At 39.1% G+C, this 18,417-nt stretch carries 13 protein-coding genes; 9 read left to right on the forward strand and 4 right to left on the reverse strand.

Translation table 11 applies throughout. From position 1 onward, the window contains the following. Positions 1-93: 93 nt before the first annotated feature. The 3 genes from ABD005_RS10160 to ABD005_RS10170 all read left to right on the forward strand — a co-directional run bounded on the left by ABD005_RS10160 (position 94) and on the right by ABD005_RS10170 (position 4,900). Positions 94-1,680, forward strand: coding sequence for a methyl-accepting chemotaxis protein (locus ABD005_RS10160; RefSeq protein WP_343817317.1), 1,587 nt, complete (start codon positions 94-96; stop codon positions 1,678-1,680). A 241-nt stretch (positions 1,681-1,921) separates the two neighbouring features. After that, a complete protein-coding gene (locus ABD005_RS10165; protein ID WP_343817318.1) occupies positions 1,922-2,998 on the forward strand; it encodes a hypothetical protein in 1,077 nt (358 codons plus the stop codon). Positions 2,999-3,265: 267 nt separating this feature from the next. Continuing rightward, positions 3,266-4,900 (forward strand): methyl-accepting chemotaxis protein, encoded by a 1,635-nt coding sequence (locus ABD005_RS10170; protein ID WP_343817319.1) that lies wholly within the window; start codon positions 3,266-3,268, stop codon positions 4,898-4,900. A 771-nt stretch (positions 4,901-5,671) separates the two neighbouring features. Here the strand turns inward: ABD005_RS10170 and ABD005_RS10175 are convergent. Both ABD005_RS10175 and ABD005_RS10180 read right to left on the reverse strand, forming a co-directional pair. Next, positions 5,672-8,059 carry a Tex family protein gene (locus ABD005_RS10175; protein WP_343817320.1) on the reverse strand — a complete coding sequence of 796 codons (2,388 nt, stop codon included), beginning with the start codon at positions 8,057-8,059 and terminating at the stop codon, positions 5,672-5,674. Positions 8,060-8,277: 218 nt separating this feature from the next. Continuing rightward, the gene (locus ABD005_RS10180) at positions 8,278-9,555 is read right to left on the reverse strand and encodes a GGDEF domain-containing response regulator (RefSeq protein WP_343817321.1); all 1,278 of its coding nucleotides are present in this window, start codon (positions 9,553-9,555) and stop codon (positions 8,278-8,280) included. 110 nt (positions 9,556-9,665) lie between these two features. On the opposite strand from ABD005_RS10180, the gene greB reads away from it, so the two are divergent. After that, positions 9,666-10,142 (forward strand): transcription elongation factor GreB, encoded by a 477-nt coding sequence (greB, locus tag ABD005_RS10185; protein WP_215981258.1) that lies wholly within the window; start codon positions 9,666-9,668, stop codon positions 10,140-10,142. 10 nt (positions 10,143-10,152) lie between these two features. Here greB and traF read toward each other — a convergent pair whose 3' ends face one another. Together traF and ABD005_RS10195 are read right to left on the reverse strand one after the other, a co-directional pair. Continuing rightward, positions 10,153-11,637, reverse strand: coding sequence for a conjugal transfer protein TraF (gene traF, locus ABD005_RS10190; RefSeq protein WP_343817322.1), 1,485 nt, complete (start codon positions 11,635-11,637; stop codon positions 10,153-10,155). Positions 11,638-11,872: 235 nt separating this feature from the next. Beyond that, positions 11,873-12,778 carry a peptidylprolyl isomerase gene (locus tag ABD005_RS10195; protein ID WP_343817323.1) on the reverse strand — a complete coding sequence of 302 codons (906 nt, stop codon included), beginning with the start codon at positions 12,776-12,778 and terminating at the stop codon, positions 11,873-11,875. Positions 12,779-12,854: 76 nt separating this feature from the next. Here ABD005_RS10195 and ABD005_RS10200 point away from each other — a divergent pair, with 76 nt between their 5' ends. The 5 genes from ABD005_RS10200 to spoT all read left to right on the forward strand — a co-directional run bounded on the left by ABD005_RS10200 (position 12,855) and on the right by spoT (position 18,406). Beyond that, positions 12,855-13,565: a DUF445 domain-containing protein gene (locus ABD005_RS10200; RefSeq protein ID WP_343817324.1), complete on the forward strand. Its 711-nt coding sequence runs from the start codon at positions 12,855-12,857 to the stop codon at positions 13,563-13,565. Between the two features lie 201 nt (positions 13,566-13,766). Then, on the forward strand, positions 13,767-14,957 hold the full coding sequence (locus ABD005_RS10205) for an amino acid aminotransferase (protein ID WP_343817325.1): 1,191 nt from the start codon (positions 13,767-13,769) through the stop codon (positions 14,955-14,957). 115 nt (positions 14,958-15,072) lie between these two features. Next, a complete protein-coding gene (gmk, locus tag ABD005_RS10210) occupies positions 15,073-15,711 on the forward strand; it encodes a guanylate kinase (protein ID WP_215981262.1) in 639 nt (212 codons plus the stop codon). 127 nt (positions 15,712-15,838) lie between these two features. Beyond that, entirely contained in the window at positions 15,839-16,135 is a 297-nt protein-coding gene (rpoZ, locus tag ABD005_RS10215; protein WP_343817326.1) for a DNA-directed RNA polymerase subunit omega, read from the forward strand. A 165-nt stretch (positions 16,136-16,300) separates the two neighbouring features. Continuing rightward, positions 16,301-18,406, forward strand: a complete 2,106-nt coding sequence (gene spoT / locus ABD005_RS10220) for a bifunctional GTP diphosphokinase/guanosine-3',5'-bis pyrophosphate 3'-pyrophosphohydrolase (protein WP_215981264.1) — start codon at positions 16,301-16,303, stop codon at positions 18,404-18,406. Positions 18,407-18,417: the final 11 nt, after the last annotated feature.

Here is an 18,417-nt window from a genome sequence, read left to right on the forward strand (position 1 = left end):
TGTGGCGAGAATAATTGTTATAATTATTTGCATAAAAATCAAACTCCATGCTAGCTTATAACTTACTTTTCAAATAGTAATAAGCAGGATGCCATGATAAGTAAAAAGACAAGTTCTTCTCTCATTCGAGTCATTTCAGTCGCTATTTTCATCACTTTAAGTAATTATGGTTATCAATATCTATTTAGCTCTCCTCTAGTGCAAGCAGTCTGCTTACTGATTACCGTTGCCGTTATACTAGCTGTGATTACTAAGAGTATTACCACTGATACAGCACCAAACCCAACAGCAAATAGCTCATCAATTAACGCATTTAACAAAGCAGGAAAAAACATTAGCAACAAAGTAAGTGAATTAGCAATTAACTCAGCTGAAATAAGCTTTTTTTTGGATAAGTTAAGTGCCGATATAAGTAAATCAAGCCACGATGTTAATCGCTTAGCAGCCTCTACTGAGCAAATGTCAGCAAATGGTAAGCAAATTAATGAGCATGCAGCTCTCGCTAGCGAGCAAGCAACTCAAGCTATGACCGCCAGCACAAATAGTTCTACACAACTCAATGAAAAAATTCATTTGGTTAACCAACTAAATCAGGCAGTAAATAGCGCGGCAGAACAAATACAATCACTTGAGCATAAAGCCAAGGAGATTCAAAATATTACCGATGTCATTGACGCCATTTCTGGGCAAACTAATTTACTCGCGCTCAATGCAGCTATTGAAGCGGCACGTGCTGGCGAGCAGGGCCGGGGTTTTGCCGTAGTTGCTGATGAAGTACGCGCGCTAGCAGCAAAAACCGCCGATGCCACAGCGCAAATAGGCGAAAGATTACAACAAATAAGTACAGAAACCTCTGATACAACCGCTATGATGCTAACTATTGTTGAACAAACTACTAGTGTTGTTTCAACCATGACTGACTTATCAACTAACTTTACTGAAATAGATAAACTCATGGAGTTATCAGTATCGGCTAGCGAAAAAATTACTCAGGCACTAATAGAGCAAGATCATGCCAGTGCAGATATTGCCGATTCTGTGAATAACTTACACAATTTCTTACTCGCTAAAAACCAAGAAACACAGCATATTTCAGCTCAAAGCAATAAGCTCTCGCGTAGTACTGAGTCAATCTTTGTTGAAGCTTCTGTTTTTGATAATAACTCACTCATTAACATCATGTGCCAGCAAGCACAAAGTGCTGCCACTTGTGTTAGTGAATTATTTGAACAAAGTATTTTGGCTAACAAAATATCTAACCAACAATTATTTGATTTTAACTATCAACCATTAGGAAATAGCAATCCAGCCAAATTTACCAGCGGTTTTGATAAATTTACTGATCAACATTTACCTGATATTCAAGAGCCATTATTAGCACAATACAGTGATATTATTTATGCGGGTGCAGTCGATATTAATGGCTATTTCCCCACCCATAACCAGTGCTTTTCGAAACCACTAACCGGCGATCCTGATATTGACATTGTAAACAATCGAACCAAACGTATTTTTGACGATGCAACAGGCATTCGCTGTGGTAAGCACACTAATAAATTCTTATTACAAACCTACAAACGTGATACAGGGGAAGTTATGCATGATGTTTCTGCTCCCATTTACATTAATGGTAAACACTGGGGCGGCTTTAGAATTGGCTTTAAGGCGGCAGCAACATAATATTCATCGACTAAAGTCTAAAGCGTAGTATCAACAATGTAGACTTAGGTCTAATTCCTTTTGTTTACTTTTCACTCTAACTTATTATCCAACCATAGTAAGTAACACAAAGAGTCACTAAGAACTCATATTACTCACTATTTATTTTAGAGAATAATTAAAACAACTAAAATAGCTAAAGTACTGAAAAATTTAAAAATAAAACATTACAATAAGTAAAAACAAATAATGGGGATAAACCATGCTACACAAAAAACTTTTCACAATAAAAAAATTAGCGCTAGCAACAAGCTTACTAGCGGTAACTGGTGCTGCTAATGCAGGTTACACGTTAAAATTAGATGACGATAACAGCATCACTTTTGGTGGCTATATTAAAGTAGATACACGTTACGTAGACGGAAATATTGCAGCAACTGACTACTGGTACGGTGGCGGCACAGTATTAGCAAAAGACCAATCAAACTTTGGTATTGCTGCAAATGAAACACGCTTTAATACTAAATATGTTCATGGCGATGTTACTGGTTTTATTGAAATTGACTTTTATGGCGACGCTGTTAGTGGTGGCGGTAATGAAGTTATCTCAAACTCTTCAAAACCACGTTTACGTCACGCCTTTATTCAATATAAAGATGTTCTTGTTGGTCAAACATGGACAACCTTTCAAAACACCAGCTCTCTCGCTGAATCTGCCGACTTTGGCGGCCCATTAGTCGCATCGGCTTTCATTCGTCAAGGCCAAATTCGTTATACCAACGGTGGCTTACAATTATCAATAGAGAACCCTGAATCATACGGTGGCTATCGTGGTGATAGCACAACACGTGATGATTCTGTACCAGACTTTATTGGTAAATATACCTTCAAGGGCGATTGGGGTAATGTGTCAGTTTCAGCATTAGGTCGTCAATTAAAAAGCGTCACGGGTAATACTGAAACAGCCATTGGTTACGGTGTAGCTGGTCGTATTAACACTTTCGGCAAAGATGATTTTCGTTTCCAAGTACACGGTGGTAATGTCGGTCGTTATGTCGGTGTAACGGCTTCAACAGATATGGTTGGCGAAGAAGCTGAAGATACGACTTCTATTATGGTTGCTTACCGTCACTTCTGGACTGAAGATATGCGCAGTTCAGTGTTTTACGGTAACACCCAAACCGACTTAACCGACCGAGATCGTTCACATTGGGGTGTAAACCTCTTCAAAAATGTCACTAAACAACTTTCTTTTGGTTTAGAAGTCGGTAACTTTGAAATGGCAGAGTCTGACGCTGACTCTAATTATGTTCAATTATCAGCTAAATTCGTTTTATAAGCTATTGATGACTTCACACTAATAGCGTTACACGTCTTGCGTTAGTTAACCTCATTTGAGGTTACTTTTGGGGAAGCTTTGGCTTCCCCTTTTTTATAATCCTCTTTAAAAACCTTGCCCAGCTTTAGTTAACTTGCACGGAAGCAATTATTTCACTCAATTTATTGATTTTAGTACTTTTATGCAATTTATTGTGCTATTAGTGTTTGTAGGAATATGTACTAGTATTAATACTTATGCAGCTGTTTATTCGCTTGAGAGGTTTTTATGGGGTTTTTACGAAGATATAGCATACAACAACGATTGGGTATGTTGGTTGTGTTAATTATACTTGCTGTCATTATGCTTGACACCGTGAGTTTATCTGAGGGTTATGACTCACTTCACCAACAAAAAAGAGATAGTACTAAAGAGCAAGTCGCCACGGCTTACAGTATTATCGAGTACCAATATTCATTGTTTAAGCAAGGCGAAATCAACGAAGAACAAGCTAAAAAAACAGCACTAAGCTTAATAAGCGCTTTGCGTTATAGCGGTGATAATTACTTTTGGGTAAATGATTACGAGCCAAAAATGATAATGCACCCCATAAAACCCGCACTAAACGGGAAAAACCTTTCTCAAACAACCGATCCTAACGGTACTGCTCTTTTTGTTGATATGGTCAATGTGGTTAAAGCACAAGGAGAAGGCTTTGTTCCATATCAATGGGCTAAGCCAGGTTTTGAACAACCCGTCGATAAAATATCTTTTGTTAAGGGGTTTTCATCATGGCAATGGATTGTGGGTTCAGGCACCTATTTAGATGATATCGAGAGCACTTTTGCCAAACATCGGAATATTCTTATCATCGATAGCATTCTTATTGCCATTGTAATGATTTTTTTCTGCTACATTATAGGCAAGAGCATTATTGTTCCTGCCCGTGATGCCTCTAATTTAATGAAAGATATTGCCCAAGGTGAAGGCGACTTAACGCGTTCACTCAACAGTACTGGGCAAGATGAAATATCGCATTTATCAGGCTATTTTAATGAGTTCACCAACAAAATGCGCCAATCACTGCAAGATGTTGCCAACAACTCTACGCAAGTGTTAAAGCATTCTGATGCCATTGCCCTTGCCAGCCAAACTACTCAGGCATCCACTCAAGATCAAAACGATATAACAGCGCAGGTTGCAACAGCTATGGAACAGATGACTTCGCAAATTAAAGAAGTGAGTGACAACGCGTCACTGGCTGAGCAAGCTGCCAATGACGCCCGAGGTAATACTTCTGAGGGTAAAGAGGTGGTTTCTCATGCAATCTCACAAATGCAAACTCTCTCAAGTAATATCGATAACGTTAGCCATGTTGTTAGTGCGTTAGCAGCTGAAAGCGACAATATAGGCTCAGTTTTAGATGTTATACGTGGCATTGCCGAACAAACCAACTTACTCGCGTTAAATGCTGCTATTGAAGCCGCTCGAGCTGGTGAGCAAGGCAGAGGCTTTGCTGTTGTTGCTGACGAGGTCAGAACATTAGCGAATCGCACCGAGCAAAGCACAAATGAAATACAACAAATGATACAAAAACTACAGGCAGGCGCACAAGAAGCCGTTTCAGCAGTAAAAATCAGCCAAGATATTTCGCTAGAGACTGTAGAGCAAACCGGTAAAGCCGATCATTCATTATCTGAGATAGACCGCCTGATGGAGGCTATTTCAGACATGAGTACGCAAATTGCGAGAGCAACAGAGCAGCAAAGCGCAGCGGCAGATGAAGTTAATTTACGTATTAATGATTTAGCAGGTATAACCCAAGAGTCGCTTACTAATACTGAGCAGCTAGCACTGACCAGTCAAGATCTACGTAGTAGCAGTACTTCAATGTCGGAAGTTGTTGGCCGTTTTAAGTTTTAATAAAGTCTAAGCAAAAAAAAAGCCAGCGGCGAAAACGCAGCTGGCAAACCATCAAAAATTTTAAATCAATTGACTCCTAGGAATCCAAAGTGGGCACTTAGTGGTTATGTGTCCTGGAGCATAACCACTAAGTTCCGTGCCTTGCTGTTACTTAATTAAGTGAGAGAGCATTCACCTGCCTAAGCAACAATCAAATGGTAATCATTCTCATTTGTATTGTCAACACTATTTATAAATAAATATTAAAAAGTTTAAAAATAAATTCTCGAGTCATATGTTAAAGACTAACTAGGGAGTTAAAACACGCCCTGCTCCTAATGCAACGGTTTCATCCCAATATGACATCACAAATATTAGAGACCTGCTAAACAATGTATGAGAACACATAGGCATTGCATTGAGTGGTATAAAAATAAAAGAGAAGAGAATAATTCGAAAAGTGCTTGTTACTATAACGACAACTATTAGCAGTAGTCCTTAATTATAACTTACCTTAAAGATTTTCAAGAATTTAAAAAGAAAAAGCCAGCGGCGAAAACGCAGCTGGCAAACCATCAAAAATTTTAAATCGATTGACTCAATAAGAATCCAAAGTGGGTACTTAGTGGTTATGTGTCCTGGAGCATAACCACTAAGTTCCGTGCTTTGCCGCTGCTTAGTTAACTGAGAGAGCATTCACTTACCTAAGCAACAATTAAATAGTAATCATTCTCATTTTCAATGTCAACACTATTTTGAAATTGTTTAAAAATAAAACTACTGCTAGGTAATTTATTTTTTTAGTTTCGCAAAGGCATCAGCAAAAGCGTTGCCCATAGCGGCATTGTCAATTTTTTTCGGTTTTGTCGAACCCGCATTTCTATTTTTTTGATTACTATTCTGGTGAGGTTTTTTAGGTTGACTCTCTGCTGATTGCACTTTATTGTTTTTACCTTGCGCATTATTTTTAGTTTGATTAGTTGAACTCGCTTTTTCATCTAAACGCATGGTTAAGCTAATACGCTTTCTGGCAATATCAACTTCGAGTACTTTCACTTTAACAATATCGCCCGCTTTAAGTAATTCACTCGGATCACTCACAAACTTGTCGGTAATAGACGAAATATGTACTAAACCGTCTTGATGAACACCAATATCAACAAAGGCACCAAAGTTAGCCACATTAGAAACAACCCCTTCTAACACCATACCAAGCGTTAAATCCGCCATAGTGCTAACGCCTTCAGCAAAAGTAGCCGTTTTAAATTCAGGACGCGGATCGCGATTAGGTTTAATGAGTTCATTAATAATTTCTTTCACGGTCACTTCACCAAAGTGCTCATCAGCCACTGTTGCTGCATCAACCTTGCTCAGTGCAGTTTCATTATTAAGTAACTGTAAGGCATCAAGGTTTAATTGCTTAACAATACGCTCAACAACGGGGTATGTTTCAGGGTGCACCGCAGACTGATCTAATGGGTTATCGCCATCAACAATTCGTAAAAATCCAGCCGCTTGCTCGAAAGCTTTCGGACCAAGACGAGCAACTTTTTGTAACTGGCTTCTATTAGTAAAGCGCCCTTCACTATCACGATACGCAACAATGTTATTCGCCATGGTTTTGGTTAACCCTGAAATGCGTGTTAATAATGCCGCGGAAGCGCTATTTAAATCAACGCCAATGGCGTTTACACAGTCTTCTACTACATCATCAAGGGTGTTACTTAGTTTACTTTGACTTACGTCGTGTTGATATAAACCGACACCTATTGCTTTTGGGTCTATTTTTACTAGCTCAGCTAACGGGTCTTGTAAACGACGAGCAATTGACACCGCACCACGTAACGACACATCTAAATCAGGAAATTCTTTAGCCGCAAATTCAGAGGCTGAATAAACAGAAGCGCCAGCTTCGCTAACCACTACTTTGGTCGGTATAACAAGGTTAGTTTTAGCTTCATCGTTATTTAGCGCTTTAATTAGCTCACCAATGAGCTTGTCACTTTCACGTGAACCTGTGCCATTACCAATCGCTATTAATTCAATTTTATACTGACGACATAAATTCACTAAAGTGCGTATCGATTTATCCCAATGGTTTTGTGGAGCATGAGGAAAAATAGTGGTGGTATGTAATAGCTTTGCGGTGCTATCAACAATGGCAATTTTACAACCTGTTCGTAAACCAGGATCTAACCCTAAAGTTACTTTAGCGCCAGCAGGTGGAGCCATTAATAAATCATGTAAGTTATTAGCAAATACTTTAATCGCTTGTTCTTCTGCTTGTTCTCTTAATTGCGTTAACAGTTCAGTGGTTAAGCTTTTGCTCAATTTCTCTTTCCAGGTGAGCTGCACTACTTTGGTTAAAAATTTTGCTCCGGCTTGTTGCGTTAGGCGTAACGTTAGGTGTTCACTAATAACCTGTTCAGCACTTGAAACACGCTGGCTTTCCTGCCCTGGGTCAACATCTATCGACAGTTGAATAAATCCTTCATTTCGTCCACGTAACATCGCTAACATACGGTGCGACGGGACATTGCGGAGTAATTCGTTATGATCAAAGTAATCACGATACTTGGCCGCTTCTTGTGTTTTAGCTTTAACAACACTACTTGTTAAGTGTGCTTGTTTAAGAATATGTCGACGTAACTTTTGTAATAACGCGGCATCTTCACTAAAGCGCTCAGCAAGAATATAACTTGCCCCTTCAAGTACTGCGGCTTCATCAGCAAAACCCGCCTCAACATTAATATAATTTTTAGCTTCAACTTCTGGGTTAAGCTGCCAATTATTGAACAGCTGATTTGCCAGCGGCTCAATACCCGCCTCACACGCGATTTTTCCTTTAGTGCGACGCTTAGGCTTATACGGTAAATATAAATCTTCTAAGGTAGTTTTATTATCTGCATTATCAATTAACTGACTCAGCGCAGGGGTAAGCTTACCTTGTTGCTTAATATTGGTTAGAATAATTTGACGTCTGTCATTAAGCTCACGTAAATAGCTCAAGCGCTTTGCCAAGTGGCGTAAGTGGTTATCGTCTAACCCTTGAGTCGCTTCTTTACGATAACGCGCGATAAAAGGCACGGTTGAGCCGTCATCAAGTAAGGTAATAGCGGCATTAATTTGTGACGCACTAACTTTAAGTTCTTGAGCGATTGTGTCAGCAATAGTTAACATTAAATTGCAATTCCAACTAAGAAAAAATAAAAGCAAATCATAACAGAAAATAACTTTAGCGAAAATCAGCAACTGCTATGGGTGGTAGATATTTTATAGTGGCTTACAAGTAATCATTAATGGCTATTAATATGTATATATAGCGTAAGTGAAGTCAGAGAAGCATTTATTAAACCAAGATCAGGTTAAATAATGTTAACTATTCGGCAGATAAGTTATTACGGTTTGGGTCTAACCGCATTTCCTCCTGAGGATTTGGCTTGATATGCAGCTTTATCAGCTAAATTAAACAATGCTTTATAATCAAATACATCTTGTTCGGTAGAAGAAACGCCGAAACTACCCGAAATATTAACTTCATTATTATTAACATTAAGTTGCTTAATAAGTGCTCTAATCATTTCAGCTTTCTGAATAGCCTCTTGCTTTGAGCAATTAGGTAGTACTAATAAAAATTCATCTCCTCCCAAGCGAACGGCAGTATCTTCTAATCGACAATTTTTTTGTAAAACACCAGCTACTTTTAGTAAAACGTCATCGCCCTGTTCATGGCCAAAATTGTCATTAATGTATTTAAACTTATCAAGATCAATCATGATTAGGCTTAGTGGGTGGGCATGACGTTTTACTTGACTTAACGATTTACGTATCGCTAAATGTAAATAATAACGATTAAATAAACCGGTTAGCTGATCGGTCATCGCAATTTTTTCAAGCTCTTTCTTTTGTAAAATCACTTGTTGATACAAGTGGCGCGTATCGATAAGATTTTTAACTCTTACCGCCAATTCGGCCTGTAAAACCGGTTTAGTAATAAAGTCATTCGCTCCTACTTTTAATGCGCGAATTCTTTCATATGAATTACTAATTGACGATATTGCCAGAATAGGAATACTTTTCTTTTCATCACTACGTGCTCTGATCGCTTGAATAACATCAATACCATCGCGATCACCGGGTAAAATAATATCTAGCAATACTAAATCGTAATTACTCTTGCCAAACGCTTCAATACTTTCATCGGCTGAGATAAAGTGCTCAACCGTTAGCCCCATCTGCGTTAATATTTCCATAGTCATGTTTGCTAATGTTAAGTGATCTTCCACATACAACACATGTCCTGAGCTTTCACAAACAACCAACTCACCTTCACTAATATGAGCGAGTGTTTTTTTCAACTCGGTAATATCCATTTTTTGACATACTGCATTAATATCAGCAGTGTGCATTTTGTCTAATTTACCCTGCTCAGTTTCACTCGATAATATAATGATAAAGGCATTACTTTGCCGTGATTTCAACTGATGGGCAAGTTCAACGCCTAGCATGTCAGATAGTTGCATTGAAACACAAACTAAGCCAAAGTCATTACTTTCACAGGCCTTAAGCGCCTCTGCACCTGAGGTAACTTCTTCGGGTATAATTGAGTAACCGTACAAAAACTCTTTTAATAGCGCTCGATAGGTTTTAGAAGAATCAACAATTAACGCTTTCATTGATACACAGCCTCAGAGTAAATAATCTTAACTCAATTATGGTAGGTATTTTTATATATGCCAATCACCTATACTTGACCCGTTGCTTAACCTAACTTAATAATGACCCCATGAAAAAATCAAACTACATTACTCGCGCTGGTTGGGATCGACTCGATCAAGAGTTAAAATTTCTCTGGAAAGACGAACGTCCTAAAATAACCCGTTCGGTAAGTGAAGCGGCAGCCCAAGGCGATCGCAGTGAGAATGCTGAATACATTTATGGTAAGAGACGACTACGCGAAATTGACCGCCGAGTGCGATTTTTAATGAAGCGTACTGAAGAGTTAACCATAGTTTACCCTGACCCACAGCAAGAGGGCCGTGCATTTTTTGGTGCTTGGGTTACCTTAATTAATGAAGCCGACAAAGAGTTTGTCTATCGTATCGTTGGACCCGATGAGTGGGACGTAAAACGTGGCGAGATCAGTATCGACTCACCTATGGCACGCGCCTTACTAGGTAAAGCGGTTGACGATGAAGTAGTGGTACAAACTCCTGAAGGTGAAAAAATATTTGATATTATTGCCATTGCTTATAAAAAATAGTGTGTCACTATCAATAATCAAATTGAAACCCTATCTGAATATGTGCGCCACGCATCCATTTTTCGCCATCAAGGGTAACAGTATCTAGCGTACTTGCCACATCAATATTGATAAATTTCATTACTGTTACTCCCGCATTGAGGTAAGAAAGCTGCGACCCTGCTAAATTACGGCTAAAACCAATTCTCGCACTAGGTAACCACCAACTATCATTTGCGTAACCGCCTGTGATTGTAAGCCATTGATATCTATCTTTCATCGGGTCAACAGTAGGGTTTGCATCAAGCTCAGCATTAAGGCTCCACTGCCTGTCATCAGTATAAATACCTGCTTCAAGCTTTACTTGACGCTGCATAGTAAAAGACTTATGGCTAGATAGTTTACGTATAATTTGTAAAGAGTTGAAGTCGTCTTCCAGCTCAGGGTATTCATAAGTATTTTCAATGAGGTTAGTAACAGATGCACCGACTTGGTAATTATCTGTCGCCCACACTAGCCCTAAGTCAATATCAAAACCGTTTTCATAGATGAGGTCGGCATCTTTAATGTCATTAAACAATGCTTCAGAATCAGTAACATCACCTAATCGCGTACTCACATTTGTTAAACCTACACGATAAAAGTTAGGCTTTACCCCCCAATATAAGTTCCCATCTTCCGAAGATAATGCTTTAGCACTGTATGCTAGTGAAGCTCGAAAAACCGTCGTGGCTTTTACCAGTAGTAAACTGTCATTATCGATGCTTAATTTCACCTTTTGATTAGCCGGATTATAAAAAAGGGTAATACCTCCTGATAAGTCAAGCGCTTGAACTGGATCGCTTTCATTGAAGTCGGGTATAGTCTTTAATTGCGTTCTCGCTTGTTCACTATCAAAGTTAATATCTTCAAAAATGCCTACAGCTTTAGCATTACCCTTAAAATCAGTGCTAAATAGCAAACTGCCACCGTAAAAATCATCGCTCAAGACAAAACTGGCATTTGCGATAGCTTCAGCTTTACCGTAACCTTCGGTAGTAATTAATGCTAAAACTCCTGCCGTGGTTAGCACTTTATCTTCTAAAACGTCGATTCGGTCCTCTAATTCAGGATACGCTTGAAACAAGTCCTCCCATGTGTAATCTCTAATAGGGTTTTCTGGGCTAGGTGGAGATCCTGGGGTACCCTCATCTTCGCTTGGTGAAAATTGCGACGATATATCATCTATTTTTGCAAATAACTCATCTAAATCGCCATATTCCAAACCCGCACCAAACTCAATAATACCTCCGGTCATCACGTAAGGATCGTTTCGCTCAATCACTAACGCCGCAGCGGCTGGATTACCCGCATTAGTTAGCGCGCGCTGCGAGTAGTTTAACCCTCCGCTTGGATGGCTATTAGCAAGCGCCTTTATTGGTATTAACAAAAGTAATAAAGAGGTAATAAAAAAGATATTAACATTTTGAAGTGGTTTGTTAATCGTATATGGCGACATCAAGAAAGAGTATGTCAAAATAGTAATCACCTTAAAAAAATAAACTACCTAAGAGCTGTTGAACTTTCAGAGGTAAAATTTATTCAATTTAAAACGGATTTAATTGCAGCCCGAGTTTTTTATTATAGTTATTCTATTAAAAAGCGAGCAACCATGGATAAATCTATTTTTTATCAAAATCACCACTAAAATTAGCATACAACTCAAAAATGGCTAATAAAGTAGTGATTAAAAAAATAGCGACATGCTTTTACTATTTAATGAGCCTACTGCGTACTGGTGTCTGACAAACATCAAGTACTGGCGGTGGCTTTTTATAAAAAAAGGCATTGTCACGAGCACGTCGCTGAGCAATACGTTTAGCAAAAGCTTTATTATCGGTATTTTCCACTTCAATAATTAACTGCTCTTGTGCTGGTACATCAGCCATTAATTGCATTTGAGTGATCACCGTATGTTGTGCTGCGCTAATTGGCTTTTCGCCTTCTATTACACTGGTACGCTGTATTGCTTGAATATGCTGCATACCATAAACCACACGACCAAAAATCGTCATAATGCGATCTAAATAACGCGGCGCTTGCCCTATTACAAAGTAAAAATGACTTGAGGCACTGTCGGGATCATTACTACGCGCCATTGCCAAGGTTCCCGGACAATGCGTTAGCCATGCCTGACCACCTTGCTCGTTTTGATGAGTGGCCAATGCGAAACCGGCTTTAAAACCTGTTTGCTCTGCAAATAAATCGGATTGTTGCACTGGCGTAAATGACCAATTTTTATCGATGCTCCATTCGCCCTCAATCGCTAACGTGGTCACTGCTTTATCTTTTACACTGCCGTCTTTAGGTCCTGCTTGTGCGACAAAACCATCAATAACACGATAAAAAGCCGTTCCATCATAAAAGCCTTGCTGCACTAATTGGCTAAACTGCTTTACATGATTTGGTGAAAATTGTGGTGCTAGTTCAATAACTACTTTACCGTGCGGCAACGTCAGTAGCACCGTATTTTTAGGGTCTAACTGCCGCCATAAACTCTCATTGGGCTCACTAGGTAAACTACTTGCTGTGCTATAAGCCGGCTTAATCGCTGCAAAAAGTGTTATTGCAGTAAGCGCTAGCCCTAAAGTAACTTTAGATAAAAACAGTTTATTCATAATCAACATCAAATATATGCCAAGAAAATTAAATGCTATCATAGCGGTTTAAAAAATTTAAGTTGGAGTTTTATTCGTGAACAAAAGTGTTATTACCAATATTATTGCCGTAACGGTAACGCTATTAGGGTACTTTACCAACCAAGCAATTATATTTACCGTGGGTATTTTTGCCTTATCAGGCGCTATTACTAACTGGTTAGCAATACACATGCTCTTTGAAAAAGTGCCTTTTTTATATGGCTCTGGCGTAATACCGGCACGTTTTGACGAATTCAAACTGGCGATAAAACAATTAATGATGGAGCAATTTTTTACTGAAGATAATATCGATCGCTTCTTGTCCAACAGTTCAGGTAAAGCCAGTCCATTAAACTTAACTCCTGTTATTGAGAAAGTTGATTTAACACCTGCATTTAACAACTTAGTCGAAGTTATTGAACAATCGTCATTTGGCCCAATGCTTGCCATGGTTGGCGGCAGTGAAGCAATACAGCCTATGAAAGCGCCTTTTATTGAAAAAATGAAAGCCTCAATACAAGAAATAAGTCAAAGCGAGCAATTTAATACACTATTACGTGAAGAGTTAGAGCAGCCCAACATGATTGCCAGTATGCGTGACAAAGTGAGCGACATTATTGATAAGCGCCTAAACGAACTAACTCCCCAGTTAGTAAAAGAAATCATTCAAGCGATGATAAAAAAGCACTTAGGTTGGTTGGTTGTTTGGGGTGGCGTGTTTGGTGGCGCTATCGGTTTAATTGCTGCATTAACTAAAAACTTTTAGTCACTAGGCAAAGACTTATAAAACAATCAATAAAAAATGTAAAAATTAGTCTTAATATTTAGCGAAAATACCACAAAAATCGCTTTAATTTCGCCCTGTGCTTAGGGTATGCTTGAATGATTAAAATTTGGGAAGTATTGCGAGTAATAGCAATGACGCTTTATTCAGTTTTTCCCGTACAACATAAGGTAAACTTCTGTCATGTTTGGTAGTTTAAAGGCTTTGCCTGCCGATCCAATTTTAGGATTATTGGCTAAATATAGAAAAGACACTAACCCAAATAAAATCGATTTGGGTGTTGGCGTATACAAAAATGAAGCTGGTCATACTGCTATTCTTAATTGTGTAAAAAAAGCTGAGCAACACCGCCTAACTACCGAAGACACCAAAGTTTACATTGGCCCTACAGGCTCTGAGCTATTTAATGTTGAAATGGCTAACTTAGTTTTTGGTCAAAATCATAAAGTATTAACTGAAAACCGTGCACGTACTGTGTCAGCTCCAGGTGGTACAGGCGCATTACGTGTTGCTGCTGAATTTATTAAATCATGTAAAGCAGGCGCTACTGTTTGGGTAAGTAACCCAACATGGGCAAATCATACGGGTTTATTTGAAGCGGCTGGCTTGCAAGTTAAAACTTACCCTTATTACGATTACGAAAACAAAGGCTTAGACTTCGACGGTATGTTAGCAGCACTGAAAGAAGTGTCTAGCAACGACGTAGTATTACTACACGCTTGTTGTCATAACCCAAGCGGTATGGATTTAAACAACGTGCAATGGCAACAAGTTGCTGAAGTAGCAAAAAGTGTTGGTTTTACACCATTAATCGATATGGCTTACCAAGGTTTTGGTACCGGTTTAGATGAAGACGCTTACGGCTTACGTTTAATGGCTGAAACTGTTAACGAAATGATTGTATGTAGCTCATGTTCTAAAAACTTTGGTTTATACCGTGAACGTATTGGTGCTTGTACTATTATTGGCGAATCAGCCCTTAGCGTAGATATTGCTAGTTCAGTATTACTTTCTGTCGTTCGTGTTATTTACTCTATGCCACCAGCACACGGTGCCGCTATTGTAGAAACCATTTTAAGCTCTGATGAGTTACGTAACGAATGGCACAGCGAGTTAAAAGAAATGCGTGACCGCATTAACGGTAACCGCCAACTATTAGTTGATAAGTTAATTGAAAATGGCGTAACGCGCGACTTTAGCTTTATTGCTCGTCAAAGCGGTATGTTCTCTTTCTTGGGTATTACCCCAGAGCAAGTACAACAACTACAAGACGAATACAGCATATACATGGTCGGCTCAAGCCGTATGAGTATTGCTGGTATTGCCAATAGTAATGTTGATTACTTAGCGCAATCTATTGCAAAAGTTTTATAACTAACACTTTGCAATAAAAACAGGCTGGGCTTTTTTTACGTGAATAGCGTAAAATAAGGTTCAGCCTTTTTTATTGGCTATTTTTAATATTCAACACACCTTATAGGAGCACCTTGTGACTGTGCCAGGCAACTTATTCATTCTTTCAGCACCAAGCGGCGCTGGTAAATCAAGCCTAATCAAGGCATTACTTTCACAAGAAAATTCGGTTGCAACACGCCCAATGCAGGTGTCGGTATCACATACTACTCGCGCACCTCGTCCTGGTGAAAATAATGGCGAACATTATCATTTTGTTAGTGTAAATGAGTTCAAAAAACAAATTAGCAAGAATGCCTTTTATGAATATGCTGAAGTGTTTGATAATTACTACGGCACTTCTGAAGTCGCTATTGATGCACAACTTGCGCAAGGCATTGATGTTTTTTTAGACATTGACTGGCAAGGTGCCCAGCAAGTTCGCATGAAAAAACCCTCAGTGACTACTATTTTTATTAGCCCCCCCTCAAAACAAGAGCTTGAAAAGCGTTTACGTAATCGCGGTCAAGACAGTGAAGAAGTAATTGCCAGCCGCATGGCACAAGCGCAAGCTGAATGTTCTCACTATCAAGAATTTGATTACATTATTGTTAATGACAATTTTGAGCAAGCCGTCAGCGAATTAAACGCCATTGTATTAAATCAGCGTTTAAAATGCCGTCAGCAAGCACAAACTCACGCACAACTATTTGCAGAGCTGTTAAGCGACGCGTAGTTTATTAGCAAGTAGTATTTGCAATGACATAACCGCAGCGTTAATTTTTCTTGCTTAATTAGCAAGCGCTAAGTAAACTATGCGGCTATTTTGTAAGTTGTTTTATTTTATTAGTTGGAGTGACCAAATGGCTCGCGTAACTGTTGAAGATGCCGTAGAAAAAGTCGGTAATCGTTTTGATTTGGTGCTAGTTGCATCACGTCGTGCTCGTCAAATTGCTACGGGCGGAAAAGATCCATTAGTTGAAGTTGAAAACGACAAGCCAACGGTAATTGCTTTGCGTGAAATAGAAGCTGGCTTAATCACTACTGATGTAATGAACACTTCTGACCGTAAAGAGCGCATTCAGCAAGATAATGCTGAATTAGACGCAGTAGCAGCAATTGTTGGTGGTCAACAACAAGACGAACCAGGTCAAATTTAAGCGCGCTCTTCTCACTGAACCGTTTATTATTTAACCATTAAAACGCGTACCTTATTCTGCTTACAATCAGAAGCAAGGTTACGCGTTTTTTATTGCTTTGCATTTAGCAAAAATGCCGCGTATTCTAGTATTTATTCTCCCGTTTTTAGTTATTTGGAGTAGTCAATGTACTTATTTGAACCCCTAAAAGAACTCTGCTCAACCTATCTATCAAAAGTACAAATTGATTTACTTAAACATGCCTACATTGTGGCTAGAGATGCCCACGATGGCCAAATGCGTTCAAGTGGTGACCCTTATATTACTCACCCTGTAGCCGTCGCGATTAATTTAGCTAAAATGCACCTTGATCACGAAACCTTAATGGCGGCTTTACTTCATGATGTTATTGAAGATACTGAAGTTACTAAAGAAGATTTAGCGGCATTATTTGGTGATACCGTTGCTGACTTAGTTGAAGGAGTTAGTAAACTCGACAAGCTTAAGTTTGATAATAAAGAAGAAATGCAAGCGGAGAACTTCCGTAAAATGGTACTTGCCATGGTGCAAGACATTCGCGTTATTTTAATTAAACTCGCTGACCGTACTCACAACATGCGCACTTTGGGTTCATTAAGACCCGACAAGCGTCGCCGTATAGCCCGTGAAACCTTAGAAATATATGCACCCATTGCCAATCGCTTAGGTATTCACGATATAAAAAATGAATTAGAGCAATTAGGCTTTCAAGCACTTTACCCTATGCGCTCTCGTGCACTGGGCTCTGCAGTAAAAAGCGCACGCGGCAACCGCAAAGCCATTGTTGATAATATTCAAAAAGAAATCTTATCACGCTTAGAAGAAAGTGGAATTGAAGCACAAGTACAAGGCCGTGAAAAACACTTGTATTCTATTTACCGTAAAATGCTCAATAAAGAGCTAATGTTCAACGAAGTAATGGATATATACGCCTTTCGCGTTATTGTTCATGAAAAAATTGATAACTGTTACCGCGCATTAGGGGCAATGCACAACTTATTTAAACCGATTGAAACTCGTTTTAAAGACTATATTGCTATTCCAAAAACCAATGGTTATCAATCGCTACATACTTCTTTAATTGGTCCGCACGGTATTCCTGTTGAGATTCAAATTCGTACCCAAGATATGGATCAAATGGCTGATAAAGGGGTTGCTGCGCATTGGCTTTACAAACAAGATGGCGACAATAGCGATACCACTGCACAAATGAAAGCCCGTCGCTGGATGCAAAGTTTACTTGAATTACAGCAAAGTGCTGGTAGCTCATTTGAATTCATTGAAAACGTTAAGTCTGATTTATTTCCCGAAGAAATTTATGTATTTACCCCAGACGGTCGCATTATTGAACTACCAATGGGCGCTACCGCAATTGATTTTGCTTACGCGGTGCACACTGATGTTGGTAACTCTTGTGTGGGCGTTAAGGTTGATCGCAAACCTTTCCCTATGAGTAAACCAATAGATTCAGGGCAAACTATTGAAATTGTTACCTCAAAAGCAGCTAGACCCAATGCAACGTGGCTAAACTTTGTGGTAACCGCTAAGGCACGTTTACAAATACGAACCTACCTGCGTAGCCGTGAAAAAGATGAATCGCATACTTTAGGTTTACGTTTGTTGAGCCATGCGCTGGGTAAGTCTAAATTAGCAGATATTAGCCAAGAAAAAATTGCAGAAGTTGTAAAACAAAGCGGTTATAGCACTTTTGATGAGCTACTAACCCATATCGGCTTAGGCAACGCATTAAGCATTGGTATTGCACGCCGCTTAACTGATGAGTTTACCGAAGATAACGACAATACCGACACTAATCGCGCCAAAATGCCAATTAAAGGTACCGAAGGCATGCTCGTTAGTTACGGCAAATGTTGTCGCCCTATTCCGGGTGACGCTATTTTAGCTTACTTAAGCCCAGGTAAAGGGTTAATGGTGCATCAACAAGGCTGTCGTAATATCAAAGGTCATGAACAAGGGAGCTTATTCCCAGTAAAATGGGACAGTGATATTAATAAAGAGTTTATTGCTAAGTTGCGTGTTGAAATTGTTAATCACCAAGGGGCACTCGCCTTACTAACCAATGTGGTCGCTAAATGTGGCTCTAACGTCCACAGCTTAAATTCTGGCGAGAAAGAAGCCGGTTTATATGTAATAGACATGGAAATAACTTGTCGCGATCGCATTCACTTAGCTGATATTATTAGAAAAATTAAAGTAATGGTTGACGTACAACGCGTCATCAGAAATAAATAATTATTGAATTA

The organism is Colwellia asteriadis, assembly GCF_039523295.1.
Taxonomy (GTDB): Bacteria; Pseudomonadota; Gammaproteobacteria; order Enterobacterales; family Alteromonadaceae; genus Colwellia; species Colwellia asteriadis.

Bases quoted from the DNA above. Each gene is read 5' to 3' on its own strand.
- ABD005_RS10160 (WP_343817317.1), top strand. From the start codon at position 94: ATGATAAGTAAAAAGACAAGTTCTTCTCTCATTCGAGTCATTTCAGTC.
- ABD005_RS10195 (WP_343817323.1), bottom strand. From the start codon at position 12,778: ATGAATAAACTGTTTTTATCTAAAGTTACTTTAGGGCTAGCGCTTACT.
- ABD005_RS10205 (WP_343817325.1), top strand. From the start codon at position 13,767: ATGTTTGGTAGTTTAAAGGCTTTGCCTGCCGATCCAATTTTAGGATTA.
- ABD005_RS10165 (WP_343817318.1), top strand. From the start codon at position 1,922: ATGCTACACAAAAAACTTTTCACAATAAAAAAATTAGCGCTAGCAACA.
- ABD005_RS10180 (WP_343817321.1), bottom strand. From the start codon at position 9,555: ATGAAAGCGTTAATTGTTGATTCTTCTAAAACCTATCGAGCGCTATTA.
- ABD005_RS10170 (WP_343817319.1), top strand. From the start codon at position 3,266: ATGGGGTTTTTACGAAGATATAGCATACAACAACGATTGGGTATGTTG.
- greB (WP_215981258.1), top strand. From the start codon at position 9,666: ATGAAAAAATCAAACTACATTACTCGCGCTGGTTGGGATCGACTCGAT.
- ABD005_RS10175 (WP_343817320.1), bottom strand. From the start codon at position 8,059: ATGTTAACTATTGCTGACACAATCGCTCAAGAACTTAAAGTTAGTGCG.
- spoT (WP_215981264.1), top strand. From the start codon at position 16,301: ATGTACTTATTTGAACCCCTAAAAGAACTCTGCTCAACCTATCTATCA.
- rpoZ (WP_343817326.1), top strand. From the start codon at position 15,839: ATGGCTCGCGTAACTGTTGAAGATGCCGTAGAAAAAGTCGGTAATCGT.